Source organism: Paraburkholderia sp. J11-2 (genome assembly GCF_905220185.1).
In the GTDB taxonomy this organism is placed as follows: Bacteria; Pseudomonadota; Gammaproteobacteria; order Burkholderiales; family Burkholderiaceae; genus Paraburkholderia.
In genome coordinates this window covers 396871-421752 of the sequence record NZ_CAJMYY010000001.1, presented here as the reverse complement: position 1 = coordinate 421752, position 24882 = coordinate 396871, and the positions used below count along the sequence as shown (strand labels likewise).

Genomic DNA, 24882 nt, shown 5'->3' with positions numbered 1-24882 from the left:
GTCAGCCAGGCTCGAAGTTGAGTGTAGGGGAGTCGCCAAGTTGGTTAAGGCACCGGATTTTGATTCCGGCATGCGAGGGTTCGAGTCCTTCCTCCCCTGCCAAAAATTCCAGGCAGTTCGCTCTGTGGGTTACCCAGGGCAGTTCGCCTAAGTAGTTCCTCTCCGCCCCCCAAGTCCGCAGCAGGTGCATGATGAGCAGCCATGACGGCCTGATGGTTTTTACTGGCAACGCGAATCCCGCGCTTGCCCAGGAAGTCGTCAAGATCCTCGGTATTCCCCTCGGTAAGGCTATGGTTAGCCGTTTTTCCGACGGTGAAATCCAGGTCGAAATCCAGGAAAACGTGCGTGGCAAGGACGTCTTCGTCCTTCAGTCGACTTGCGCACCGACCAACGACAACCTGATGGAACTGATGATCATGGTCGATGCGCTCAAGCGCGCATCCGCAGGCCGGATCACAGCCGCTATCCCCTACTTCGGCTATGCCCGTCAAGACCGCCGCCCCCGTTCGGCGCGCGTCGCCATCTCGGCGAAGGTCGTGGCGAACATGCTGGAAATCGCCGGCGTCGAGCGGATCATCACGATGGATCTGCACGCCGACCAGATTCAGGGCTTCTTCGATATTCCCGTCGACAATATCTACGCAACGCCCGTGCTGCTCGGCGATCTGCGCAAGCAGAATCACGAGAACCTGCTGGTCGTTTCGCCGGACGTCGGCGGCGTGGTGCGCGCCCGTGCGCTCGCCAAGCAACTCGGCTGCGATCTCGCGATCATCGACAAGCGTCGTCCGAAGGCGAACGTCGCCGAAGTGATGAACATCATCGGTGAAGTCGAAGGCCGCACCTGCGTGATCATGGACGACATGGTCGACACCGCCGGCACGCTCTGCAAGGCAGCGCAAGTGCTGAAGGAACGCGGCGCGAAGCAGGTCTTCGCTTACGCCACGCACCCGGTTCTCTCGGGTGGCGCAGGCGAGCGTATCGCTGCTTCGGCACTCGACGAACTGGTTGTGACCGACACGATTCCGCTGGGCGCCGAAGCGCGTTCGTGCGCGAAGATCCGCGCGCTCACGAGCGCAGGACTTCTTGCCGAAACGTTCTCGCGTATCCGTCGCGGCGACTCGGTGATGTCGCTCTTCGCGGAAAGCTGATCAGAATTGACGCGCAAGGCGCGGTGTTCGCAAGAGCGCCGCGCTTTTGCACGTAATCGGCGCGAACGGACGAAGGTTCGCGCTGCATCGCTGGGGGCCTCACAAGGCAATGGCTGGAAAGGCCCCGTTTTACTGCCTGGTCGCGGGCAGTGCATTGGAGAATCAAATGAAAGTCATCGCTTTCGAGCGTAACCTGCAAGGTACGGGTGCGAGCCGCCGCCTGCGCAATGCTGGCAAGACCCCTGGCATCGTGTACGGTGTTGGTTCGGAGCCGCAACTGGTCGAACTCGACCACAACGCGCTTTGGCACGCCCTGAAGAAGGAAGCCTTCCACTCGTCGATCCTCGACCTCGAAGTGGCCGGCAAGTCGCAACAAGTTCTGCTGCGCGACGTGCAATACCACCCGTTCCGTCAGCTCGTGCTGCACGTGGATTTCCAACGCGTGGATCCGAACAAGAAAATCCACACGAAGGTGCCGCTGCACTTCATGAACCAGGAAACGAACCCGGCTGTGAAGCTGGGTGGCGCGATCATCTCGCACGTTCTGGCTGAAATCGAAATCCAGTGTCTGCCGGGCCAACTGCCGGAATTCCTCGAAGTCGACCTCGCCAAGATCGAAGCCGGCCAATCGCTGCACGCCAAGGACATCACCCTGCCCGCAGGCGTGACGCTGGTCCCGCACGTTGAGAGCGAAAACCCGGTCGTCGCGTCGGCACCCGTGCCGGCTGGCGCCCAGGCGGCTGCTGAAGGCGAAGAAGCGCCGGCTGCTGAGTAAGCGCAGCGGCTTCAACGAGCCGATCCTCTCGATCCGTTTCCCTGAAACGGACGACGTGACCCGCCGCGGTTCGCCCCGGCGGGTTTTTTTTCGCACTTTTTCGTACACTTGCGGGTCGACTGACTGATTTCCGCAGGCGGAACACCACAATGATCAGGTTGATCGTCGGGCTCGGCAATCCGGGCGCCGAATACACGGCGACGCGCCACAACGCGGGCTTCTGGCTCGTGGACCAGCTCGCGCGCGAAGCCGGCACGACGCTGCGCGACGAGCGGCGCTTCCACGGCCACTATGCGAAGGCGCGCCTCTACGGCGAGGAAGTGCATCTGCTCGAGCCGCAGACCTATATGAACCGCTCGGGGCAGTCGGTCGTCGCGCTCGCGAACTTCTACAAGATCCTGCCCAACGAGATCCTCGTCGCGCACGACGAGCTCGATCTGTCGCCCGGCACCGTCAAGCTCAAGCTCGGCGGCGGCAGCGGCGGACACAACGGCTTGAAGGATATTTCCGCGCATCTGTCGACGCAGCAGTACTGGCGTTTGCGCATCGGCATCGGCCATCCGCGCGATCTGATTCCCGAGGGCGCGCGCGCAGGCGCCAAGCCCGATGTCGCGAACTTCGTGCTCAAGCCGCCGCGCCGCGAAGAGCAGGATGTGATCGACGCCTCGATCGAGCGCGCGCTCGCCGTGATGCCGACGTTCGTGAAGGGCGAGGCCGAACGCGCGGTGATGCAGTTGCATCGCAATGGTTGAAACAAGGAGAGCGTCTTGAGTCGTTACTGGAGTGACATCGTCAACCGGCTCGTGCCTTACGTGCCGGGCGAACAGCCCGCGCTCGCGAAGCCGGTCAAGCTGAACACCAACGAGAACCCCTACGCGCCCTCCCCGCGCGTGCTCGAGGCGATCCGCCACGAGCTCGGCGAAACGGGCGAGTCGCTGCGCCGCTATCCCGATCCCGTCGCGAAGCGCCTGCGCGCCGCTGTGGCCGCGCATCACGGTATCCGCGCGGACCAGGTGTTCGTCGGCAACGGCTCGGACGAGGTGCTCGCCCACGCATTCCAGGCACTGCTCAAGCACGACAAGCCGATCCTCTTTCCGGACATCACGTACAGCTTCTACCCGACCTACGCGCGGCTCTACGAGGTCGAGTACCGTACGGTGCCGCTTACCGCGCAGTTCACGATCAACGTCGACGATTACCTGCAGCCCAATGGCGGCGTGATTTTCCCGAATCCGAATGCGCCCACGGGTCACGCGCTGCCGCTCGCGGAAATCGAGCGTCTTGTCGCGGCGAACCTGGAGTCGGTGGTGGTCGTCGACGAAGCCTATGTGGATTTCGGCGCCGAATCGGCCATTGCGTTGATCGACCGCTATCCCAACTTGCTGGTCGTGCACACGACTTCGAAGTCGCGCTCGCTCGCGGGCATGCGCGTGGGCTTCGCGTTCGGCCAGCCCGATCTCATCGACGCGCTCAACCGCGTGAAGGACAGCTTCAACTCGTACCCGCTCGACCGTCTGGCGCAAGCCGCCGCGACGGCCGCGTACGAAGACGCCGAATGGCTCAAGACGACAAGCGCGCGCGTGATCGCAAGCCGCAAGCGTCTGACGGCCGCGCTCTCGGCGCTCGGTTTCGAAGTGGTGCCTTCAGCGGCAAACTTCGTGTTTGCGAAGCACCCTGCGCACGACGCGGCGGCAATTGCGGCCAAACTGCGTGAAAAAGAGATCTTCGTGCGCCATTTCAACGCGCCGCGCGTGAACCAGCATCTGCGCATTTCGATCGGCACCGATGCCGAATGCGACACGCTCGTCGATGCATTGAAGGCCATCGTCGCGTAAGAAGACGGCAAGATGAAATAAAAAACGCGCCTGTTGGCGCGTTTTTTATTCCCGAAGGATTCTGCGAGATTCAGGCGGCGTTCTTCGCCGCGATCAGCGCGTGGTACTTCTGCATCAATTGCTCCGGCGACTCGACATGCTCCGGATTCTTGGGGATGCACTCGACCGGGCACACTTGAATGCACTGCGGCTCATCGAAATGGCCGACACACTCGGTGCACTTGCCCGGGTCGATCACATAGATTTCCGGGCCCATCGAGATCGCGTCGTTCGGGCACTCGGGCTCGCACACGTCGCAATTGATGCACTCGTCGGTAATCATCAGGGCCATGCTTATCTCACTTCCTGCCAGCACGAAGGCCGGCTCACACGTTGCTTAGCCCTATAGTTTACGCTGCTTTCGCCGCGCGTTCACGCCTTCGTAACCGGGCCGCCCATTGAGGCCACCTTGTCCTGCAGGCGCTTTTCCACTGAAGGAAACACGAACTTGCTGACATCTCCACCCAACTGGGCGATTTCGCGCACGATCGTGCCCGAAATGAACTGATACTGGTCAGAAGGCGTCATGAACATCGTTTCGACGTCGGGCAGCAGATAACGGTTCATGCCCGCCATCTGAAATTCATACTCGAAGTCCGACACCGCGCGCAGCCCGCGCACGATCACGCGTGCGTTGTTGGTGCGCACGAAGTCCTTCAGAAGCCCCTTGAAGCTCATGACCTGGACATTCGGATAATGGCCGAGCACCTCGTGGGCAATCTCGAGCCGCTCGTCGAGCGAGAAGAAAGGCTTCTTGTTGCGGCTGTCCGCAACGCCGACTACCAGCGTGTCGAAAATGCTCGACGCGCGCCGCACGAGATCTTCGTGGCCGCGCGTAAGCGGGTCGAAGGTGCCGGGGTACACGGCGACTACCATGAGGCTTCTCCTCTCAACAGAAATGGGGTGCAATGCACTGCCGTGGCGACGCTTGCACATATGCGCGCGTGACGGCCAGGCCGCCCGCCGCTTCTTATCGAACGCGCATTATTCCTCATTTTCGCGCTGCAGCAAATGATAGTGAACCGCACCCGCCCGGCCCTCGCGCACCACGCTCCAGCCCGCCAGCGCGGGCCGTGCCGCCGGATCGACCGGCTCGCCGGACTCCACGTAGAGCCATCCGCCCGAGGCGACAAGCGGCGCGGCCAGTTCGAGCGAACGCTCGAGCAGCGCGGTCTCGCCGAACGGCGGATCGAGGAACACCACATCGAACGAGCCTGGCGCGAGATTGGCCGCCAGGCGCAGCGCGTCGGCTTCCGCGACTTCGATCATGCGCGCGCCAAGGCGCGCCTGGTTCGCGCGCAACTGCGCCGCGGCGCGCGCGCTGCGCTCCACCATCACGACTCGCGCGGCACCGCGCGAAGCCGCCTCGAAGCCAAGGCCGCCGCTGCCCGCGAACAGGTCGAGGCAGCGCAGGCCGTCGAGGCGCTGGCCGAGCCAGTTGAAGAGCGTTTCGCGCACGCGGTCGGGGGTCGGGCGTAGTCCATCGAGATCGAGCACCGGCAGCGGCGTGCGCTTCCAGTCGCCGCCGATGATGCGGACCGTGTGTGTTCCGCCGCCGCCACGCGCGCGCGGATCGGACTGATGGGAACGGCCGCCTTGGCCACGTGAGGATGAGGAGCGGGTCATGCGTTGGGTCGTACGGCTGCGTTCATTTGACCGCTGGCAGTCAATCTGCCGGCGGAACTCGGCTGCTGGGTTCGGGCACGACGCTTCCACATCGCACCCTCCAATGCGCGCACGTTACCACAGGGGCGCGCACGTGCCGCGCGCACGCCGCAAGGACCCTGCGGCGACGCCGCCGCGACTCCAGGTAATGTGCCTGATAAAATGCCATGTTTTCCGCGCGTTACCTCTTCCCATGCCGTCGCTGACCGCCCCTCGGTCCGACCCGCAGCGCGCCTGACCCACCCCAGACCATGTTCAGTTTCTTCAAACGATTCCGCGGCTCGAAGGACGCCGAGAACGCGCCGGCCGAGAACGCGCAAGGCGAAGCCACGCTCGAGGCGCCGGACGAGGCCGTTGAAGCGCCCGCCGGCACGGCGAGCGAAACGTCGCCTGCACCATCTGTAGTTGCGGCCGAGGCCGCGCCGGTCGAGCCTGCCCCGGCGCAGGAAGCGAGCGCCGCCAGCGATGACGAACCGGAAACCATCGAGATCGTCCCGCCGCCCGCGCTCGAGGCTGCCGCCAAGCAATCCTGGCTCAAGCGCCTGAAGTCGGGGCTCTCGAAAACGGGCTCGAACATCCAGAGCATCTTCGTCAACGCGAAGATCGACGACGACCTCTACGAGGAGCTCGAAACCGCGCTGCTGATGTCGGATGCGGGCGTCGACGCCACCGAATATCTGCTCGAAACGCTGCGCCAGAAAGTGCGCGCCGAGCGGCTGACCGAAGCGCAACAGGTGAAGGACGCCCTGCGCGAGCTGCTGATCGACTTGCTCAAGCCGCTCGAAAAGTCGCTCATGCTCGGTCGCGCCCAGCCGCTCGTGATGATGATCGCGGGCGTGAATGGCGCGGGCAAGACCACCAGCATCGGCAAGCTGGCGAAGCATCTGCAGAGCTTCGACCAAAGCGTGCTGCTCGCCGCGGGCGACACCTTCCGCGCCGCCGCACGCGAACAGCTCGCCATCTGGGGCCAGCGTAACAACGTGACGGTCGTGCAGCAGGAAAGCGGCGATCCGGCCGCGGTGATCTTCGACGCCGTGAGCGCCGCGCGCGCGCGCCGCATCGACGTGGTGATGGCCGACACCGCGGGCCGCCTGCCGACGCAATTGCATCTGATGGACGAGCTGAAGAAGGTCAAGCGCGTGATCGGCAAGGCGTTCGACGGTGCGCCGCACGAGGTGCTGCTCGTGATCGACGCGAACACGGGCCAGAACGCGCTCGCGCAGGTCAAGGCGTTCGACGACGCGCTCGGCCTCACCGGCCTCATCGTGACGAAGCTCGACGGCACCGCCAAGGGCGGCATTCTCGCTGCGATCGCGCGGCAACGCCCGATTCCCGTGTATTTCATCGGCGTGGGCGAGAAGGTCGAAGACCTGCAGCCGTTCGTGGCCGAGGAATTCGCCGACGCGCTGCTTGGCAGCTAAAAGCGCGCGTTTAAGTGGATTTAGATACACAAAGGGCGTCGTTCTCACGAACGACGCCCTTTTTCATTGGCGCAACCGACGTACGCCGGTCAGACGCTCACTCCGAATCCGGCTGCACGCCCGGCGCGGCGCGTGCGAACGCGTCGAGCGTGAGCGCGTAGTCGTTGATGCGCTGAATGGTCGGGTAGCGCGTCGTGTCGATCTTGAACCGGTTCGCGTTGTAGACCTGCGGCACGATGCAAAGATCGGCAACGGTGGGCGTGTCGCCAAACGAGAGCTTGCCGGTGCGCGGATCGCTGGCGAGCCGCTGTTCCAACGTCTCGAAGCCCGCCTCGATCCAGTGGCGGTACCACGCGTCTTTCGTCGCGTCGTCCGCGCCAACGGTGTGCTTGAGGTACTTCAGCACGCGCAGGTTGTCCACCGGGTGAATCTCGCACGCCACCTGCAGCGCAAGCGAGCGAACGTGCGCGCGATCGGCGGGCAACTTCGGCAGCAGCGGCGGCTCGGGATGCGTCTCCTCCAGATACTCGATGATCGCGAGCGACTGCTGCAGCGTGTGCCCTTCGTCGTCGACGAACGCCGGCACGATCGCGTCGGGATTGACCTGGCGATAGGCGGGCTTGAGCTGCTCGCCGCCATCGCGCACGAGATGGACCGGCACGTACTCGTACGACAGGTTCTTCAGATTCAGCGCAATACGCACTCGATACGATGCCGAACTGCGGAAATAGCTGTAAAGCTTCATGCTCCTCTCTTGCTCCTCTTGAATCCTGATGCGGACGGCGCCGCTCAGATGACCCGCACGGCGAATTCGCCGATGCCTGCCACACCGCCCGTCATCAGGTCGCCCTTCACGACGGCGCCCACGCCCTCGGGCGTACCCGTATAGATCAGGTCACCGGCCTTCAGCTCGAACAGCGTCGAAAGGAACGCGATCGTGTCGGCAACCGGCCAGATCATCTGCGAGATGTCCGAGCGCTGCTTTTCCTCGCCGTTGACCGCGAGCCAGATTTCTCCCTTCTCGAGCTGGCCGATCTTCGAAACCGGATGGATCGGGCCGATGGGCGCCGAATGATCGAAGCCCTTGGCCGTATCCCACGGACGACCGAGCTTCTTCGCTTCAGCCTGCAAGTCGCGGCGCGTCATGTCGAGCCCGAGCGCGTAGCCGTAGACATGGTCGAGCGCGCTGGCGACCGGAATATCCTTGCCGCCCTTGCCGATCGCCGCGACCAGTTCCATCTCGAAGTGCACGTTCTTCGATTGCGCGGGATACGGAAACTCGGCGGTCGAACCGGGCGCGACGTAGAGCACGGCGTCGGCGGGTTTGGAGAAGAAGAACGGCGGTTCACGGTTCGGATCGTGGCCCATCTCGCGCGCATGCGCTTCGTAGTTGCGGCCAACGCAGTAGATGCGCCGCACGGGGAAACGCGAGTCGCTGCCGGCCACCGGCACCGAGGCGAGCGCCGCCGGTTCGATTACGTACGTCATGAAGTTCTCCGTCTTTGTGATGGAGCGTGCGCGAGGCACGCGGGCCTGTAGATCTTTAGGGCGTGTAAGGCGTGAGGCGCGGCTTGCACGCCAGAGCAATCGCGAGTGTAACGCGCGACGGTGAGCACGCGCGGCGAAGCCTTCAAGCAGCCTTCGCGGAGGGGGCTGACCAGAAGCGGGCGCTGGCATGGCCGGCGAGGCATGGGGTGCTCGTGCGATACTTCTCGCATCCCCCATTTCAATACGACGGCGGCGCGCCGCACGCCGTCGAACGAACCACGCTTGCCCATGACCACCGCCGACTCCACCGACATCTTCCCGTGCGCCCGCTTCATCAAGGAGATCGGCCGCGGACCAAACGGCGCTCGCTCGCTCTCGTCCGAAGACACGCACGCGCTCTACGCCGCGATGCTCGACGGACGCGTGCCCGAGTTGGAGCTAGGCGCCGTGCTGCTCGCCTACCGTCTCAAGGGCGAAACCGCCGATGAACTGTCTGCCATGCTGCGCGCCGCACACGCCTCGTTCGCACCGCTCGCGGTGCCGGCAGGCGACTATCGGCCCGTGTCGATCCCAAGCTACAACGGCGCGCGCAAACAACCGAACCTCGTGCCGCTGCTCGCCCTGCTGCTCGGGCGCGAAGGCGTGCCAACGCTCGTGCACGGCGTCACCACCGACCCGGGCCGCGTGACGAGCGCGGAAATCTTCGCGGCGCTGAACCGGCCCGAGACCCACGATCACGCCGACATCGAAGCGCAACTGGCGTCGAGCCGCGTGGCGTTTTCATCGATCGAAACGCTCGCGCCCAAACTCGCGCGGCTGCTCTCGCTGCGCCGGCGCATGGGCGTGCGCAATTCCACGCATACGCTCGTGAAGCTGCTGCAACCGTTCGCCGAGCCGGGCCTGCGCCTCGTGAACTACACGCACCCGCCGTACCGCGAAAGCCTGAGCGCCCTCTTTGCGGCGCATCCGGAAGCCGCCGTGGGCGGTGCGCTGCTCGCGCGCGGCACCGAGGGCGAAGCCGTGGCGGACACGCGCCGCCAGGTGCAGGTCGACTGGTTGCACGACGGCATCTGCGAGACGCTGATCGAGCCGGAGCGTTCATCGCCTGGCGCGCCCGAAATCGATCTTCCGGAAGGTCGCGACGCGCCCACTACGGCGGCATGGATCGAAGCGGTGCTGCGTGGCGAAGCACCGGTGCCCGACGCCATCGCGCGCCAGATTGAGACGATCAAGCGCATCGCGAAGCGCTAACGTTCGAACCCAAAGCACATCGCCCAATCCGCTGAAAGCCGTGCGGAGCGGGCGATCCGCGCAACGAGCAAAAGCGCATCGGCGCGCTTCGTCGGCCATCTTCACGCATCGTCGCGCGCTCAATCTGCAAATTCGTTGTTGACACACTCGTCGGCCCTGTTTTACATTGGACGAATGCGTTCCTACCCGAACACCCTCCGAATTACCCTCGGCCGACTATCGGCCCTATCGCTACGCCTAGCCTAAAGCTGGTGTAGCGCCGCAACGACCCCCTCTCCGGTCACCGCGGTCCTCCCAAAGCAGTTCTCGCAGTACCCCAAATCCGCTGTATCTCTACAACCTGTCGTCTGCATTCGTCCGCTTACCGTCCGGACGAGTCGCGAGGTCAAAATGCACGTTGCATGGGCATCGTTTACGTCCGCTGTCGCCGCGCCGGCTACCGCCGTCACCGTGGCCGTCTTCTTCGCGTCCGCGGTTGCCGCCCGTACGCATGAAGTTTCGCGCATCGTGCTCCGTCGCCAGCCCGCCAGCCGCCCGCTGCCGACCGCCATCGCATACGACAACACGAAGAACGAGGCTCGTCATGTTGCGTAATCCCGCCGAGAAGTACCGCCCCTTCCCCGCCATCCGCTTGAACGGCCGTAAATGGCCGACGCGCACCGTCGAACGCGCGCCGATCTGGATGAGTACCGACCTGCGCGACGGCAACCAGTCGCTGATCGAGCCGATGAGCATCGAGCAGAAGACCGAGTTCTTCGAGATGCTCGTCGCGATCGGCTTCAAGGAAATCGAAGTCGGCTTTCCGTCGGCCTCGCAGACCGACTTCGATTTCGTGCGCAAGCTGATCGAGGAAAAGCGCATTCCCGAGGACGTGACGATCGAAGTGCTCGTGCAGTCGCGCGAAGAGCTGATCGCCCGCACGTTCGAAGCGCTCGAAGGCGTGCCGCGCGCGATCGTCCACCTTTACAACGCGATCTGCCCGTCGTTTCGCAAGATCGTGTTCGGCCAGTCGAAGGAAGAAGTCAAGGCGCTCGCGGTCGAAGGCACGCGCATTATCCGCGAACATGCCGACAAGAACCCGCAAACGCACTGGATTTACCAATATTCGCCCGAAACGTTCAGCATGACCGAGCTGACCTTCGCGCGCGAAGTGTGCGATGCGGTGGCCCAGACGTGGCGCCCCACGCGCGATCACAAGATGATCGTGAATCTCCCGGCGACCGTCGAAGCGGCGATGCCCAACGTCTATGCCGACCAGATCGAGTGGATGGACCGCAACCTCGCGTACCGCGACAGCATCGTCCTCTCGGTACATCCGCATAACGACCGCGGCACGGCGGTGGCCGCCGCCGAAATGGCGCTGCTCGCGGGCGCGGATCGCATCGAAGGCTGCCTGTTCGGCAATGGCGAGCGCACCGGCAACGTCGATCTCGTCACGCTCGCGATGAACCTCTACACCCAGGGTATCGACCCGGGCCTCGACTTCTCCGATATCGACGCGGTGCGCCGCGTGGTCGAGCGCTGCAACCAGTTGCCCGTGCACCCGCGCCATCCGTATGCGGGCGATCTCGTATTCACGGCGTTCTCAGGCTCGCACCAGGACGCGATCCGCAAGGGCTTCGCGCAGCAACGGCCCGACGCGGTCTGGGAAGTGCCCTATCTCCCGATCGATCCCGCCGATCTCGGCCGCAGCTATGACGCGGTGATCCGCGTGAACAGCCAGTCGGGCAAGGGTGGCGCGACATATCTGCTCGAGCGCGGCATGGGCTTCACACCGCCGCGCCGCGTGCAGATCGAGTTCAGCCACGCCGTGCAGACCGTCGCCGATACGTCGGGCGAGGAAATCACGGGCGATGCCGTCTGCGCGCTGTTCGCGCGTGAGTACTTCGAAACGCGCGGGCCGGCCGCCAACGTGGGTTCAGGCCGTGTGCGCTGGGAAGGCCGCGACGTGGCCATGCCGGCTGCCGTGAGCGCCGATGAGGCGCATGCGCAAGCCGTGGCCGCCGCAATCGCGGCAATGGCGGGCGAGCGTATCGAAATCACCTCGTTCGAGAGCGAGCGCACGGCGCAGGGTGGCACGGCCGTATTCGTCGGTGCGCGTGTGGGTGGCCAGCCGCTGCGCCACGGCGTGGGCGTGGGCGACGACGCTGTTCATGCGAGCGTGGCGGCAGTGGTCAGCGCAGTGAATCGTGCGGCCTGGACGCCGGTAGACCAGCGCGTGGCGGCCTGACACCCACCGCGCGCGGCAACACAAGCAGTTTGAAGTCAAGCAGGGAAATCGGCGGCATGTTGAGCGCCGGCGGCAAAACGGGCCGCCGGCGTGCGCCTGAAGCGCCTAAGCGGCGTTCCAGCGAGTGGACTTACCGGTCGTCACTCGATCGCGCAACGCGTCGCCTGCCATGCGAGCAGACGCCAGTGACCACCCTCTTGTGTCTGGATCGCCGTGTAGGCAATCGGAAAGAGCAGCGCACCGTTGTTCGCTTCCATCTCGATCAGCACGCGGCCGGAGACCACGCAGGCCTCGTTTCCGGCTTGAAGCACGTCCTGCGACTGGATCTCGATCTGGCGGTAGCGGCGGCGGCCCGCCGTGATCGCATCGATGAACTGCTGCTTGGTCTCGCGTTTGCCGTTGGTGTGGACGAAGGTCGCGTGATCGGACAGCAACTGGTCCAGCGACGTGCCGTCGCCATCAACCATCGCGCGAAAGCGCTCGCGCTCAAGTCCGCGAATCGCATCGATTAGTTTTGCCGCCATCGCTCAAGCCCCTTGCGCGCCGGCCCGCGCCTGAGCGCAGCCCCACGCCGAAGATTTTCCGCATATGTCTGGCTGAAATTTATACCAGGATTTCACGCAAGGATACTTGCGATCAAAGACAACGCCCCCATGTATGGCGCATAAGCCACGCGTCCGGTGAAAACCGCGCATGGCGGCAGCCGCGTCACCGCAGCCGCGCCCTGATGTCGCAGCGCAGCACTTTCAGCTTCGTCCGATGTCTATTCATCAGATTCTGTGGCAAAGTCCGAGCGCTGCGCGGCTCCGTCGAGAGCCCCTTGATTCAACCCTTTATCTCCCGCGCCTCCGCGCCGGACTGCTGTCCCGTTCTAGAGTGTTCCTTCGGCCTGCCCTTTGCGCTGGCCTGCGCCGGGCGCGAGGCCCCGCCCCGCTTGATCGCCGGCGTTTAGTGTAATCTATCGATACAACCATTTCGATAGGAATCAAGGAACCTTGAAGCCCCTACAGACTCCAAGTATTAGCACTCGGTGATTCAGAGTGCTAACATCCACCGTGGAGTCGGTGTCTGACTTTTGCAAGATTCCTGAGGAGTTCGCTACGTGAGCAACGCAATGACCATGACCCTTCCGAGTACGCTGAGCCCGTCGTCGGCCAAGGCCGGGGGCTCATTGGCGCTCGCGAATGCTTCCCTGTTGCCCGGCCAGCTGGGCAACATCGACGCCTATATTCAAGCCGTGAACCGGATCCCGATGCTGACGCCCCAGGAAGAGCGTCAGTTCGCGACCGAGTTTCGCGAGCAAAACAATCTTGAAGGTGCGCGCCGCCTTGTGCTGTCGCACCTGCGCCTCGTCGTGTCGATTGCGCGTAATTATCTCGGCTACGGCCTGCCGCACGCCGACCTGATCCAGGAAGGCAACATCGGTCTGATGAAGGCCGTGAAGCGCTTCGACCCCGAGCAGAACGTGCGGCTCGTGTCGTACGCGATGCACTGGATCAAGGCTGAGATCCACGAATACATCCTGCGCAACTGGCGCATGGTGAAGGTCGCCACGACCAAGGCGCAGCGCAAGCTGTTCTTCAACCTGCGCAGCCACAAGCAGGGCCTGCAGTCGTTCACGCCGGAGGAAATCGACGGCCTCGCGCAGGAACTGAACGTGAAGCGCGAAGAAGTCGTGGAGATGGAAACGCGTCTGTCGGGTGCCGACATCGCGCTAGAAGGCCAGACCGAGGACGGCGAGGAGTCGTACGCCCCGATCGCCTGGCTCGCCGACTCGCATAACGAGCCGAGCGCCGTGCTGGCCGCACGTTCGCGCGACCGCCTGCAGTCCGACGGCATTGCGAGCGCGCTGGAAGCGCTCGACGCGCGCAGCCGCCGCATCATCGAGGCGCGCTGGCTCAACGTCGACGACGACGGTTCGGGCGGCTCGACGCTGCACGAACTGGCCGACGAGTTCGGCGTTTCGGCCGAGCGCATTCGCCAGATCGAAGCAAGCGCCATGAAGAAGATGCGCACCGCGCTCGCCGACTACGCGTAAGCCGCAGCAGGTCTAAAAGCCAAACCGAAAACCCCGTTCCCGCGAACGGGGTTTTTCTTTTGCGCGCTCCGAAAGCTGCGCACCTTCGCACCGGCCGCGCTGATTCCACCCTAAGATGATTTCGAGGTGGTGAGCCAGAGGCCGCGCCGCGGTCTGGCCTCGTAACGCGTTCGAGGGCACCCGTCGTCATGATCCCGGCATCCGGTCAACGCCAGCGCGCACCGTCGTTGCTGCGCACGCGCATCTTCCAGTGGATGCGCGGCCCCACCTTTGCGCGCGATATTGCCCTCGTTCTCGTCATCAAGCTTGTCCTGCTGATGGCGCTCAAATACGCATTCTTCAGTCACCCGCAGGCAGAAGACATGAACATGCCGCCTGCCGCTGTCGCGCAGGCCATCCTGGCCGTGCCCACGGCATCAAGGCCCCAGCCGTCCGTGTCCCAACCTCCGGCCATGCCGCCACAACGAGGAGACCGTCATGCCCGCGATTGAATCGGTGGAACTCTCGCGTCTTCAGTTCGCCATCACCGCGCTCTACCACTTCCTCTTCGTGCCGCTCACGCTCGGCCTCTCGTGGCTGCTCGTCATCATGGAGTCTGTGTACGTGATGACCGGCAAGGTGATCTACAAGGACATGACGCAGTTTTGGGGCAAGCTCTTCGCCATCAACTTCGCGATGGGCGTCACCACCGGCCTCACGATGGAGTTCCAGTTCGGCACCAACTGGTCGTACTACTCGCACTACGTGGGCGACATTTTCGGCGTGCCGCTCGCCGTGGAAGGGCTCGCGGCGTTCTTCCTCGAATCGACCTTTGTCGGGTTGTTCTTTTTCGGCTGGAATCGCCTGTCGAAAGGCGCGCATCTGTTCACCACGTTTCTCGTCGCGCTCGGCTCGAATCTTTCGGCGCTATGGATTCTGATCGCCAACGGCTGGATGCAGAACCCCGTGGGCGCGGCGTTCAACTACGAAACCATGCGCATGGAACTCACCAGCCTGTTCCATGTGATTTTCAACCCCGTCGCGCAGGTGAAGTTCGTGCACACGGTTTCCGCCGGCTACGTGACGGCGTCGATGTTCGTGCTCGGCATTTCGTCGTGGTACCTGCTGCGCCGGCGCGATGTGGAGTTCGCACTGCGCTCGTACGCGATCGCCGCGGGCTTTGGCCTTGCGTCCACGCTGTGCGTGCTGATCCTCGGCGACGAATCGGGCTACACCGACGGCGTCGTGCAGCAAGTCAAGCTCGCCGCCATCGAATCCGAATGGGAGACCGCGCCCGCCCCGGCGCCGTTCACGCTGTTCGGCCTGCCCAACCAGAAGGAAGAGCGCACCGACTACGCGATCCGCATTCCCTGGCTCATGGGCATCATCGCCACGCGCTCGATCGACACACCCGTGATCGGCCTGAAAGACCTGATGGGCCGCGCCGAAGTGCGCATCCGCAACGGCATGCTCGCGTACGCCGCGCTGCAGAAGATGAAAGAAGGCACCGCCGACACCGAAACGCGCGACGTGTTCGAAGCGCACAAGGCCGACCTCGGCTACGGCCTGCTCCTGAAGCAGTTCACGCCGAACGTCGTCGATGCGACCTCCGAGCAGGTCAGGGCCGCGTCCAGAACGGCGATCCCGCCCGTTGCCCCCGTGTTCTGGTCGTTCCGCGTGATGGTCGGCCTTGGCATCCTTTTTCTCGTAACCTTCGTGCTCGCCTTCTGGTTCTGCGCGCAGCGCTCGCTGCTCAAGGAAAACCGCCGCTGGTTCCTCGGCTGGGCCCTGGTGGCGATCCCGTTGCCGTGGCTCGCCGCCGAGTTCGGCTGGGTCGTCGCGGAAACGGGGCGCCAGCCATGGACCATCGCGGAGGTGCTGCCCACGCGCCTTTCGGCTTCGAGCCTCGCGCCCGGCGACGTGATGCTGAGCATCGCGGGCTTCGTAATCTTCTACACGGTGCTCTTCATCATCGAGATCACGTTGATGTTCAAGTACGCGCGCCTCGGGCCGTCGTCGCTGCATACCGGTCGTTACTTCCACGAGCAGACGGCGACGCTTGCGACCGACGGCAAGGTCACGTGATCGGCGCTAGACAACGAAAACCGCGAGGGAACACGCAATGGATTACGCAACGCTCAAGTTGATCTGGTGGGTGCTGATCGGTGTGCTGCTGATCGGCTTCGCGCTTACCGACGGCTTCGATATGGGCGCGGCCGTGCTACTGCCCTTCGTCGGCAAGACCGACGAGGAACGCCGCATCGTCATCAACACGGTGGGCGCGACCTGGGAAGGCAACCAGGTCTGGTTCATCACCGCGGGCGGCGCGATGTTCGCCGCCTGGCCGCTCGCTTATGCGGCGTCGTTCTCGGGCTTCTACTTCGCCATGCTGCTCGTGCTCTTCGCGCTGTTTTTCCGGCCCGTGGGCTTCGACTATCGCGGCAAGCGCGTGGACGTGAGATGGCGTCAGGGCTGGGACTACGGCCTCTTTATCGGCGGCTTCGTGCCCGCGCTCGTGTTCGGAGTGGCGTTCGGCAATCTGCTCCAGGGCGTGCCGTTCGCCTATGACACGGACCTGCGCGTGACGTATCACGGCAGCTTCTTTGCCCTCCTCAATCCGTTCGCACTGGTCTGCGGGCTGGTGAGTCTTTGCATGCTCACCGCGCACGGCGCGGCGTTCCTGAAGCTCAAGAGCGATGGTGTCGTTGCGATGCGCGCCTCGAAGGCGCTGCGCCTGTTCGCGGGGCTCACGATCGTGTTGTTCCTCGTGGCGGGCGCGCTCGTGGCGACGCTCATCGGCGGCTATACGATCACGTCGCCCGCGCCTCTCGACACGGTGGCCAATCCGCTCCTCAAGAGCGTCGATTCCGGGCCGGGGCTCTGGCTCGCGAACTACGGGCTCTATCCGTGGATGGCGCTCGCCCCTCTCCTGGGCGTGCTTGGCGGCTTGCTCGCGTTCGCACTCGCGGGTTCACGCTTCGAACGGCTTGCGTTCCTGAGCACGGGGCTGCAGATCGTCGGCGTGATTCTCACCGCGGGCTTCTCGATGTTTCCGTTCATCATGCCCTCGTCGCTCGACCCGCGTTCGAGCCTGACGGTCTGGGACGCGACTTCGAGCAAGATGACGCTCGAGATCATGCTCGTTGCCGTCATCATCTTCCTGCCGATCGTGCTCGGTTATACGGCATGGGTCTATCGCGTCATGCGCGGCAAGATTACCGCTGACGTCATACGCGACAATCAGCATACGTTGTACTAAGCGTCGATGCCGTTTAGAGACACCGAAAACAAAAACGCCGCAGCATACGCTGCGGCGTTTTTCATCGGCATACCGCGAATCGATTACGCAGGCTGAAGCGCCAGTTCACGTGCATAACGCGGCGCGGCGTCGCCGACCACGATGTGCAGCGTATCCGCCGAAATCCACGCCACGTCGAGCGTGCCGAGCTTCTCGCGATCCACGGCAGCCGGATCGCGCACGATCACGCGCAAGCGTGTGGCCGCCACCGCGTCGAGCGAAACGATGTTGGCGACGCCGCCGAATACCGCGAGCCAGCGCGACGGATTCGGATCGAGCGGGCCCTGCGCGACAGCAGCGCTCGCTTCGGCCTGAACAGCATGAGCAGCCGGAACCGCTTGCGCTGCAGCAGCCGGCTTGCTGGCCGCGGCACCGCCACGCGCGATCTCGCCGCGAATTTCATCGGCGATGATATCCGCCTCCGGCCCGATGATGACCTGCACGCTTTCGCCGCCGCGCTTGAGCACGCCGCGCGCACCGATTGCCTTCAACGCCGGCTCCGAAACATGGGCCGGATCGACCACCGAGAGACGCAGACGCGTCGTGCACGCGTCGACCACCTTCAGGTTGGCCGCGCCACCGAGCGCATCGATGTAACGCGCAGCACGCGAGAGCGACGCCGCCGTGGCCGAGCCGCCAGCCGCGACCGCAACGCCAGACATCGTCGAGGCGATGGCCGTATCGCCCGCCGAAGCTTCGCGGCCCGGCGTGGGCAGGTTGAAGCGGCGGATGAAGAAGCGGAACAGCCCGTAGTACACGACCGCATAGACCACACCGAGCGGAATTGCATACCAGCCATGCGTGGAGAGCCCGTAGTTCAGCACGTAGTCGATCGCGCCCGCCGAGAACGTGAAGCCGAGCTTGATGCCAAGCAGCGAGCAGATCGCCAGCGACAGCCCCGTGAGCACCGCATGGATCGCGTAGAGCACGGGCGCGAGGAACATGAACGTGAACTCGATCGGCTCGGTCACGCCCGTGAGGAACGAGGTGAGCGCCATCGAGAACAGCAGGCCGCCCACCATCGCGCGCTTGTCCTTCGGCGCTTCGTGCAGCATGGCGAGGCACGCTGCCGGCAGGCCGAACATCATCACCGGGAAGAAGCCGGCCATGAAGCTGCCCGCCGTGGGGTCGCCCGCGAAGAAGCGGTGCAGGTCGCCCGTGACGGCAGCGCCGCCGGCTGCCGGCGTGAACGAGCCGAACACGAACCACACGAGCGAGTTGAGGATGTGGTGTAGACCCGTGACAAGCAACAGGCGGTTGAGCAAGCCGTACACGAAGGTGCCGATCGCGCCCGCCGTGGTGAGCCAGTGGCCGGCGGTGTCGATCACGCCCTGCACCGGTCCCCACACAAAGCCGAACACGATGCCGAGCACGAGACACGTGAGCCCTGTGACGATCGGCACGAAGCGTTTGCCGCCGAAGAACGCGAGGAACTCGGGCAGCTTGATGTCCTTGAAGCGGTTGTACAGCATGCCCGCGACGACACCGGCCACCACGCCCGACAGCACGCCCATGTTGAGCTTGTCGTTGATGTCCTTCATCACGGCGGTCTGAACCAGATAGCCCAGCGCGCCCGCGAGGCCGGCTACGCCGTTGTTGTCCTTCGCGAAGCCCACGGCGATGCCGATCGCAAACAGCAACGGCAGGTTATCGAAGATCGCGCCGCCCGCGTCGGCGATGATCTTGATGTTGAGCATGTCGGCCTGGCCGAAGCGAAGCAGGATGCCGGCGACCGGCAGCACTGCGATGGGAAGCATCAGCGCGCGGCCGAGGCTTTGTATCTTGAGAAACGGATTGCCATCCATTGAACTGCCTCCAGTCTCTATCTCTTGCTTGACGTGTGTGGGTGAGAGAGGCCGGCGCGCGATCGCTGCGCACACCGGCGTGTTTTTAAGGATTGCTTAGGGTGGGTGAAACAGAAACCATCAATCGAGCGGCCAGATTTCGCGGCTTGCCGCACGCACGGCTTGCGCCGATTCGAGCGCGAGCGCATTTTTAGCGCGCTCGCGACAATCGTTGTAGTCGAGCTTGCGCACGCGCGCCTTGATCGAGGGCACGGAAACCGGATCGACGGAGAGTTCCGTCACACCGAGGCCGATGAGCAGCGGCACCGCGAGCGGATCGCCCGCCAGCGCACCGCATACGCCCACCCACTTGCCGTGCTTGTTCGCGCCCTCGACCGCCGCTGCCACGAGACGCAGCACGGCCGGATGCAGCCCGTCGGCCTGCGCCGCGAGATCGGGCTGGCAGCGGTCCATCGCGAGCGTGTACTGCGTGAGATCGTTGGTGCCGATCGAGAGGAAATCCGCATGGCGCGCAAGCTGATCCGCGAGCAGTGCAGCCGAGGGAACCTCGATCATCACGCCCACTTCGATCGGCTCGGTGCGGCCCGCTTCGCGTGCGAACGTATCGATACGCTCGCGCAGGCGTACAAGCTCGCCCACGTCGGTCACCATCGGCAACAGGATGCGCACTTTGCCCACCGGCTTCACGGCAAGGAGGCCGCGCAGCTGGTCGTCCAGCAGATCGGGCCGCACCTGCGCAAGGCGAATGCCGCGCAGACCCAGCGCCGGGTTCGGCTCGGGCGGCAGCGTCAGATAGTCGACTTCCTTGTCGGCGCCCACGTCGAGCGTACGGATGATCGCCGTGCGGCCCGCGAGCGCGTCCGTGATGGCCTGGTAGCTCTGAAGATGCTCTTCCACGGTCGGCGCAGCCTGGCGATGGATGAACAGCAGTTCCGTGCGCAGCAGACCCACGGCGTCCGCACCGTTCTCCACCGCCGTGTTGGCATCTTCCAGCGTCGCGATGTTCGCGGCGACTTCCACTGCATGGCCGTCGCGCGTGGCAGCGGCCTCGTGCGACGTGCGGCGGTTCGCTTCGCGCACGCCGGCCTGACGCTGCTTCTCGCTGCGCGCACGTTCGATGTCGAGCGCACTCGGCGTGTAGGCAAAGCGGCCTGCGAGCGCATCGATGACGACTTCCGTGCCCTCAGGCACCGAGTGAAGCGCGTCGCCGAGCGCGACGATCGCCGGAATGCCGGCCTGACGCGCGATGATCGCCGCGTGCGAGGTCGCGCCGCCGCGTGCCATCACGAGCGCCATCACGCGCTTGCGGTCCAGCGTTGCGAGATCGGAAGGCGTAAATTCGTCGGCGGCGAGCACGGCCTCTTCGGGCAGCGCGCGCGCGGCCGTGTTCGAAAGACCGAGCGCGCGCAGCACGCGCTTTTCGAGGTCGCGCAGATCGGCGGCACGCTCCGCGAGCAGCGGATCGTCCACCTGGCCGAGCACCACGATTTGCGCGCGAATCGCTTCGCGCCACGCGTAGCCCGCGCTCTTGCCGAGGCTGATCGCGTCGCGCGCGGCGTCGACGAGCGTCGGGTCTTCGAGCAGCACGCGGTGCATCGTGAAAATGCCCGCCTCGCCAATCGCGCCGCGCTGCGAAGCCGTGCGCACGCTCTGGTTCAGTTCGGCGTCCACAGCGGCGATCGCCTGGTCGAGCAGACGGCTCTCCGCGGCCGATGAGCCGCTCGCGAGTTCGGGCGGCGTGAGTTCGGCTTCGTCCCAGCGCACCAGCTTGCCCACCGCGACGCCCGGCGCCGCGCACACGCCCGCGAGCACGCCCGGCTCGGCGGTGGATGCTGCGGCGGCGGTTTCCTGCATCACGGGCGCGGGCGACTGCTGCCGCGCCGGCGCTTCGCCGCCCTCACCGGGCGCTTCGCGCAGGAGCTCGTTTGCCACGGCGTCCACGGCGCGCTGCGCCTCCCGGCCGATGCCGACGAGTTCAATGGTCGCGCCCTCGCCCGCACCGAGGCCCAGCAAGCCCACGACGCTTTCGATGGCGGACTTGCGTTCGCCAAAGCGGACCTCGACGCGCGCGTCGATGCCGCGCACCGCTTCGCGCGCCCGTGCCGCCGGTCGCGCATGAAGGCCGCCCGCATGCGTGAGCGTCACGCTGCGGCGCACTTCGTTCGCAACCAGTTCGTGGGCCGTGTTGATCTCTGCGCCGTCACGCACGCGCAGCACGAGCAGCGCGGACTTGCCCGCTTCGACGTGGCCCGCGCCCGCGCGCTCGACCACTTCGAATGCATCCGAATTGGCGATCGCGACCACCGAGACGAGGCTCGGGGCATTGCACGCCACCACGTCGAGATCGAACTCGATCAACGTGTCGCCGCGGCGCACCTGCGCGCCCTGCGCGACTTTTGTCGTGAAACCCTTGCCGTTCAGCTCGACGGTGTCGATGCCGACGTGCACGAGCACCTGTGCGCCTTCGGCCGTTTGCAGCGTCACCGCGTGGCCGGTTCGCGCGAGATGCGCGACGATGCCGTCGCACGGCGCGACGACACGGCCGATGAGCGGGTCGACGCCAATGCCGTCGCCGAACAAGCCTTCCGAGAACACCGGGTCGGGCACCGACGCGAGCGGCACGACCGGCCCGGTGAGCGGCGAAACCAGGACGATGTGCCCCTCGACGCGAGTATGCGGATCCATCAGGCGAGACTCCTCGATGCGTTCCATTCGCTTTCCAATCTAGTGGGTTTCGGTGACTTTGTTCAGGTAACGCGGCTCGTCGGGATTGCGCCCGCGCGCGGCCGCCAGGCCCGCCGCCATTACGTAGAACGACAGAATGGCCGCGATGGGATCGAGCGCTGCATCGGCAGCCGTTTCGAGCGGCAACGCTGCGCCGTGTACGTCGGCGGGCGCCGCGAGCAGCACGCGCGCACCGCGCTTTTCCATGTCGCGGGCAAACTCGATCAGACCCGCCTGCTCCGGCCCGCGCGGTGCGAACACGAGCAGCGGGTAATCGCGGTCGATCAACTCCATCGGGCCGTGCCGCACTTCGGCGCTCGAAAACGCCTCGGCCTGAATGCCCGACGTTTCCTTGAGCTTGAGCGCCGCTTCCTGCGCAATCGCGAGACCCGGACCACGGCCGATAACAATCATCTGTTTGACGTCGCGCAACTCTTCCACGGCCTTCGACCAGTCGAGCGTGCCCGCGCGACCGAGCGCGTCGGGGAGCGCGCGCACGGCGTCGAGGAACGCGGCGTCGCCCTGCCAGAAGCCGACGAGCTGCGCCGACATCGCGAGCATCGCGATATAGCTCTTGGTGGCCGCCACGCTCAGTTCGGGGCCGGCGAGCAGCGGCAGTTCCGTGCCGGCGGCCTCGGCGAGCGGCGAGCCCGCGACGTTGACCATTGCCGCCGTCAGCGCACCGGCTTCGCGCAGCGCCTTGATCGTCGCGACGAGGTCAGGACTCCTACCCGATTGGGAGAAAGCGAGGGCAAACTGGCCGCGCACACGTAAGGGCGCCTGCTGGAGCGTGGCGATCGACATCGGCAGCGTGGCCACCGGCACGCCGATGCGGCTCATGGTGAGTGCGGCGAAGTAGCTCGCCGCGTGGTCCGAGCTGCCGCGCGCGACGGTGAGCGCAACGTGGCGCGGCTCGGCCTCGAGCGCGCGGGCGAGCGCTTCGACGCGCGAAGTGTCCGCGAGCTGCGCGGCGACGACGCCGGCCGAGGCCAGCGCTTCTTTAAGCATATTCGACAATCGATTCTCCTTCGACGTAGGTCGCGGTGAGCGCCAGTTCGCGATCGAACACGTTGACATCGCCCCATGCGCCGCGCACGAGGCGGCCACGGTCTTCGATGCCGAGGTAGTCGGCGGCATAGCGCGACAGGCGCGCGGACACGTCCGCGATCGGCAGGCCGATCGAGACGAGGTTGCGCAGCGCCTGGTCCATGGTGAGGGTGCTGCCCGCGAGCGTGCCGTCTGCAAGACGCACGCCGCCGAGGCATTTCGTCACGTGCTGGCTGCCGAGGCGGTATTCGCCGTCGGGCATGCCGGTGGCCGAGGTGCTGTCGGTCACCACATAAAGGCGCGGAATGGCGCGCAGCGCGGCGCGGATCGCACCGGGATGCACGTGCAGCAAATCGGGAATGATCTCCGCGTACTCGGCGTGCGCAAGCGCCGCGCCGACCACGCCCGGATTGCGATGATGCAGCGGCGACATCGCGTTGAAGAGGTGCGTGAAGCCGCAGGCGCCGTGCTTGAGCGCGGCCACGGCGTCGTCGTAGGTCGCGAGCGAGTGGCCGATCTGCACGCGCACGCCGCGCGCCGCCATCTCGCCGATGATCTCGATATGGCCCGCGATCTCGGGCGCCACCGTCACGACGCGAATCGGCGCGATCGAGAGGTACTTGAGCACTTCGTCGAGCACGGCCGAAACGGCGGCGTCGGGCTGCGCGCCGAGCTTGCCGGGGTTGATGTACGGGCCTTCGAGGTGTACGCCCAGCACGCGCGCGCCGCCCGCCGTGCGGTTGCGCGTGACGTTGCCGAGGCCCGCGACCACATTCATCAGTTCGTCGCGCGGCGCGGTCATGGTGGTGGCGAGCAGGCTCGTGGTGCCGTAGCGGGCGTGCGTGCGCGCGATGGTTTCGATCGCGTCGCCGGCTTCCATGACGTCGGCGCCGCCGCCGCCGTGCACGTGCAGGTCGATGAAGCCTGGCAGGATATAGGGCTCGTCGTTCTTCGCCGGATCGGTGGCCTCGCCCGTGATCGCGGTGATGCGTCCGTTCTCGAACGACAGCGTGCCGTGGATCCAGCCTTCAGGGGTGAGTATGTTTCCGCTCAGCATGAGAGTTTTCCGATGAGGCGCATCAAAGCGCGGTAGGACGTTTCGGTGACGTGCATGAGAGAGTGTGCGGCGGCGTTCCGTTCCCGCGGGGCGCTCATTGGCGCAACTCCGCAACGAAGTCGTAATAGCCGTCGCGGCAATAAGTGTCGGTCAGCTCGATGGCGCGCTGATCGGCGGAAAAGCCCACGCGTGTGATGACGAGCAGCGCCGCGCGCGGCTCGACGCCCATCAGCGTGGCGATCTCGCTCGTCGCGTTGACCGCGCGAAAGTGCTGCAGGGCGCGCACCACGGGCACGCGGCGCTGCTCCAGGTACGAATACAGCGAGCCCTCGATTGCTTCCGGGTCCGGCACGATCGAGACGGGCAGCGCCGAATGCTCGACGGCCATCACGGTGCCGTCGGCGCGGCGCAGCCGGCGCAGGCTCGTGACCGAGGCGCCCGGCGAAAGTCCGAGCTGCACGATCTCCTCGCGGTGCGCGGGCCGTACCTCGCGCGCGAGCCACACCGAGTCGGGCGTGAAGCCACGCTGCTCCATTTTCTTCGTGAAGCCCGTGAGGCGCGAAAGCGGATCTTCCACGCGCGGCGTGATGAAGCTGCCCGCGCCGCGTGCGCGCCGGATCAGTCCCTGCTCCACGAGCAGCTCGATCGCCTTGCGCGCGGTGATGCGCGACACGCCGATGGCGTCCGACAGCGTGCGCTCCGAGGGCAGAGCCTCGCCGGCAGACCACACGCCGCAGTGAATAGCCGTAGCAAGGTTGCGCGCCAGCTGCAGATAGAGCGGCGTCACATTGCGCGCATCGGGCATCAGGGCAGACCAACGGGTTTCCATGGACTTGGCGCCAGCGGTTGGACGATCGTGGGGGGCCGGACGGGCATGTTACCTGGCAATGCCGATTGGTCCGGTGCGAAAGCGAGCCCATTATATAACCACAATAAGACCAGTCAACAGATGCAAGGCCGTCGCAATGCATCGAAAAATATCATTTTAAATCAATGTGTTGCACGAACGCATAAGGCTCCAGCCGGTGATAGCCAAGCATCGGGATTTACCCTGGAAAGCAATCGTGGGCTCCGCAATGGGA

General features: G+C 65.1%; 22 protein-coding genes and 1 tRNA gene. 12 read left to right on the top strand and 11 right to left on the bottom strand.

The window, feature by feature from the left end; genetic code table 11:
* The first annotated feature begins 25 nt into the window (after window positions 1-25).
* From U5A57_RS01945 to hisC, 5 genes are all read left to right on the top strand, one after another.
* Window positions 26-102: transfer RNA gene (locus U5A57_RS01945), tRNA-Gln, on the top strand.
* 89 nt (window positions 103-191) lie between these two features.
* On the top strand, window positions 192-1148 hold the full coding sequence (locus U5A57_RS01940) for a ribose-phosphate pyrophosphokinase (protein ID WP_321907823.1): 957 nt from the start codon (window positions 192-194) through the stop codon (window positions 1146-1148).
* A 166-nt stretch (window positions 1149-1314) separates the two neighbouring features.
* On the top strand, window positions 1315-1923 hold the full coding sequence (locus tag U5A57_RS01935) for a 50S ribosomal protein L25/general stress protein Ctc (RefSeq protein WP_321907671.1): 609 nt from the start codon (window positions 1315-1317) through the stop codon (window positions 1921-1923).
* Window positions 1924-2072: 149 nt separating this feature from the next.
* Window positions 2073-2675 (top strand): aminoacyl-tRNA hydrolase, encoded by a 603-nt coding sequence (gene pth, locus U5A57_RS01930; RefSeq protein WP_321907670.1) that lies wholly within the window; start codon window positions 2073-2075, stop codon window positions 2673-2675.
* 15 nt (window positions 2676-2690) lie between these two features.
* On the top strand, window positions 2691-3758 hold the full coding sequence (gene hisC, locus U5A57_RS01925; RefSeq protein ID WP_321907667.1) for a histidinol-phosphate transaminase: 1068 nt from the start codon (window positions 2691-2693) through the stop codon (window positions 3756-3758).
* 70 nt (window positions 3759-3828) lie between these two features.
* On the opposite strand, the gene U5A57_RS01920 is transcribed toward hisC, so the two are convergent.
* From U5A57_RS01920 to rsmD, 3 genes are all read right to left on the bottom strand, one after another.
* Window positions 3829-4089, bottom strand: a complete 261-nt coding sequence (locus tag U5A57_RS01920; RefSeq protein WP_321907664.1) for a YfhL family 4Fe-4S dicluster ferredoxin — start codon at window positions 4087-4089, stop codon at window positions 3829-3831.
* Window positions 4090-4169: 80 nt separating this feature from the next.
* A complete protein-coding gene (gene coaD, locus U5A57_RS01915; RefSeq protein WP_321907661.1) occupies window positions 4170-4673 on the bottom strand; it encodes a pantetheine-phosphate adenylyltransferase in 504 nt (167 codons plus the stop codon).
* Window positions 4674-4781: 108 nt separating this feature from the next.
* The gene (rsmD, locus tag U5A57_RS01910) at window positions 4782-5423 is read right to left on the bottom strand and encodes a 16S rRNA (guanine(966)-N(2))-methyltransferase RsmD (RefSeq protein WP_321907659.1); all 642 of its coding nucleotides are present in this window, start codon (window positions 5421-5423) and stop codon (window positions 4782-4784) included.
* 290 nt (window positions 5424-5713) lie between these two features.
* Between rsmD and ftsY the strand changes: the two genes are divergently transcribed.
* Window positions 5714-6883 (top strand): signal recognition particle-docking protein FtsY, encoded by a 1170-nt coding sequence (ftsY, locus tag U5A57_RS01905; RefSeq protein ID WP_321907658.1) that lies wholly within the window; start codon window positions 5714-5716, stop codon window positions 6881-6883.
* Between the two features lie 97 nt (window positions 6884-6980).
* Here ftsY and maiA read toward each other — a convergent pair whose 3' ends face one another.
* A complete protein-coding gene (gene maiA / locus U5A57_RS01900; protein ID WP_321907656.1) occupies window positions 6981-7628 on the bottom strand; it encodes a maleylacetoacetate isomerase in 648 nt (215 codons plus the stop codon).
* 44 nt (window positions 7629-7672) lie between these two features.
* Complete coding sequence (locus U5A57_RS01895) at window positions 7673-8371, bottom strand: fumarylacetoacetate hydrolase family protein (RefSeq protein ID WP_321907654.1); 699 nt, start codon at window positions 8369-8371, stop codon at window positions 7673-7675.
* 288 nt (window positions 8372-8659) lie between these two features.
* On the opposite strand from U5A57_RS01895, the gene ybiB reads away from it, so the two are divergent.
* Window positions 8660-9622 carry a DNA-binding protein YbiB gene (gene ybiB / locus U5A57_RS01890; RefSeq protein ID WP_321907651.1) on the top strand — a complete coding sequence of 321 codons (963 nt, stop codon included), beginning with the start codon at window positions 8660-8662 and terminating at the stop codon, window positions 9620-9622.
* A 583-nt stretch (window positions 9623-10205) separates the two neighbouring features.
* Window positions 10206-11852: a 2-isopropylmalate synthase gene (gene leuA, locus U5A57_RS01885; protein ID WP_321907649.1), complete on the top strand. Its 1647-nt coding sequence runs from the start codon at window positions 10206-10208 to the stop codon at window positions 11850-11852.
* Between the two features lie 140 nt (window positions 11853-11992).
* Here the strand turns inward: leuA and U5A57_RS01880 are convergent, their stop codons facing one another.
* Entirely contained in the window at window positions 11993-12376 is a 384-nt protein-coding gene (locus tag U5A57_RS01880; RefSeq protein WP_233879491.1) for a nuclear transport factor 2 family protein, read from the bottom strand.
* Between the two features lie 578 nt (window positions 12377-12954).
* On the opposite strand from U5A57_RS01880, the gene rpoH reads away from it, so the two are divergent.
* The 4 genes from rpoH (at window position 12955) to cydB (ending at window position 17128) form a co-directional block, all read left to right on the top strand.
* Entirely contained in the window at window positions 12955-13890 is a 936-nt protein-coding gene (gene rpoH, locus U5A57_RS01875) for an RNA polymerase sigma factor RpoH (protein ID WP_321907645.1), read from the top strand.
* 188 nt (window positions 13891-14078) lie between these two features.
* Window positions 14079-14381, top strand: coding sequence for a cytochrome oxidase putative small subunit CydP (gene cydP / locus U5A57_RS01870; protein WP_321907643.1), 303 nt, complete (start codon window positions 14079-14081; stop codon window positions 14379-14381).
* Window positions 14368-15954, top strand: a complete 1587-nt coding sequence (locus U5A57_RS01865) for a cytochrome ubiquinol oxidase subunit I (RefSeq protein ID WP_321907640.1) — start codon at window positions 14368-14370, stop codon at window positions 15952-15954. Before cydP ends, U5A57_RS01865 begins: the two co-directional genes overlap by 14 nt.
* A gap of 37 nt (window positions 15955-15991) precedes the next feature.
* Entirely contained in the window at window positions 15992-17128 is a 1137-nt protein-coding gene (cydB, locus tag U5A57_RS01860) for a cytochrome d ubiquinol oxidase subunit II (protein WP_321907637.1), read from the top strand.
* Window positions 17129-17211: 83 nt separating this feature from the next.
* Here cydB and nagE read toward each other — a convergent pair whose 3' ends face one another.
* From nagE to U5A57_RS01835, 5 genes are all read right to left on the bottom strand, one after another.
* Window positions 17212-18972, bottom strand: coding sequence for an N-acetylglucosamine-specific PTS transporter subunit IIBC (gene nagE / locus U5A57_RS01855; RefSeq protein WP_321907635.1), 1761 nt, complete (start codon window positions 18970-18972; stop codon window positions 17212-17214).
* Between the two features lie 120 nt (window positions 18973-19092).
* Window positions 19093-21684, bottom strand: coding sequence for a phosphoenolpyruvate--protein phosphotransferase (ptsP, locus tag U5A57_RS01850; RefSeq protein WP_321907633.1), 2592 nt, complete (start codon window positions 21682-21684; stop codon window positions 19093-19095).
* Between the two features lie 12 nt (window positions 21685-21696).
* Window positions 21697-22704, bottom strand: coding sequence for an SIS domain-containing protein (locus U5A57_RS01845; protein WP_321907821.1), 1008 nt, complete (start codon window positions 22702-22704; stop codon window positions 21697-21699).
* Window positions 22697-23800: an N-acetylglucosamine-6-phosphate deacetylase gene (nagA, locus tag U5A57_RS01840; RefSeq protein WP_321907631.1), complete on the bottom strand. Its 1104-nt coding sequence runs from the start codon at window positions 23798-23800 to the stop codon at window positions 22697-22699. Before nagA ends, U5A57_RS01845 begins: the two co-directional genes overlap by 8 nt.
* A 94-nt stretch (window positions 23801-23894) precedes the next feature.
* Entirely contained in the window at window positions 23895-24629 is a 735-nt protein-coding gene (locus U5A57_RS01835; protein WP_321907629.1) for a GntR family transcriptional regulator, read from the bottom strand.
* Window positions 24630-24882 lie beyond the last annotated feature (253 nt).

What these genes read in the sequence shown, in the direction of transcription:
- U5A57_RS01940 (WP_321907823.1), top strand. Translation starts at nt 192, where the DNA reads ATGAGCAGCCATGACGGCCTGATGGTTTTTACTGGCAACGCGAATCCC.
- U5A57_RS01935 (WP_321907671.1), top strand. Translation starts at nt 1,315, where the DNA reads ATGAAAGTCATCGCTTTCGAGCGTAACCTGCAAGGTACGGGTGCGAGC.
- pth (WP_321907670.1), top strand. Translation starts at nt 2,073, where the DNA reads ATGATCAGGTTGATCGTCGGGCTCGGCAATCCGGGCGCCGAATACACG.
- U5A57_RS01920 (WP_321907664.1), bottom strand. Translation starts at nt 4,089, where the DNA reads ATGGCCCTGATGATTACCGACGAGTGCATCAATTGCGACGTGTGCGAG.
- coaD (WP_321907661.1), bottom strand. Translation starts at nt 4,673, where the DNA reads ATGGTAGTCGCCGTGTACCCCGGCACCTTCGACCCGCTTACGCGCGGC.
- rsmD (WP_321907659.1), bottom strand. Translation starts at nt 5,423, where the DNA reads ATGACCCGCTCCTCATCCTCACGTGGCCAAGGCGGCCGTTCCCATCAG.
- ftsY (WP_321907658.1), top strand. Translation starts at nt 5,714, where the DNA reads ATGTTCAGTTTCTTCAAACGATTCCGCGGCTCGAAGGACGCCGAGAAC.
- maiA (WP_321907656.1), bottom strand. Translation starts at nt 7,628, where the DNA reads ATGAAGCTTTACAGCTATTTCCGCAGTTCGGCATCGTATCGAGTGCGT.
- U5A57_RS01895 (WP_321907654.1), bottom strand. Translation starts at nt 8,371, where the DNA reads ATGACGTACGTAATCGAACCGGCGGCGCTCGCCTCGGTGCCGGTGGCC.
- ybiB (WP_321907651.1), top strand. Translation starts at nt 8,660, where the DNA reads ATGACCACCGCCGACTCCACCGACATCTTCCCGTGCGCCCGCTTCATC.
- leuA (WP_321907649.1), top strand. Translation starts at nt 10,206, where the DNA reads ATGTTGCGTAATCCCGCCGAGAAGTACCGCCCCTTCCCCGCCATCCGC.
- U5A57_RS01880 (WP_233879491.1), bottom strand. Translation starts at nt 12,376, where the DNA reads ATGGCGGCAAAACTAATCGATGCGATTCGCGGACTTGAGCGCGAGCGC.
- cydP (WP_321907643.1), top strand. Translation starts at nt 14,079, where the DNA reads ATGATCCCGGCATCCGGTCAACGCCAGCGCGCACCGTCGTTGCTGCGC.
- U5A57_RS01865 (WP_321907640.1), top strand. Translation starts at nt 14,368, where the DNA reads ATGCCCGCGATTGAATCGGTGGAACTCTCGCGTCTTCAGTTCGCCATC.
- cydB (WP_321907637.1), top strand. Translation starts at nt 15,992, where the DNA reads ATGGATTACGCAACGCTCAAGTTGATCTGGTGGGTGCTGATCGGTGTG.
- nagE (WP_321907635.1), bottom strand. Translation starts at nt 18,972, where the DNA reads ATGGATGGCAATCCGTTTCTCAAGATACAAAGCCTCGGCCGCGCGCTG.
- ptsP (WP_321907633.1), bottom strand. Translation starts at nt 21,684, where the DNA reads ATGGAACGCATCGAGGAGTCTCGCCTGATGGATCCGCATACTCGCGTC.
- U5A57_RS01845 (WP_321907821.1), bottom strand. Translation starts at nt 22,704, where the DNA reads ATGCTTAAAGAAGCGCTGGCCTCGGCCGGCGTCGTCGCCGCGCAGCTC.
- nagA (WP_321907631.1), bottom strand. Translation starts at nt 23,800, where the DNA reads ATGCTGAGCGGAAACATACTCACCCCTGAAGGCTGGATCCACGGCACG.
- U5A57_RS01835 (WP_321907629.1), bottom strand. Translation starts at nt 24,629, where the DNA reads ATGGAAACCCGTTGGTCTGCCCTGATGCCCGATGCGCGCAATGTGACG.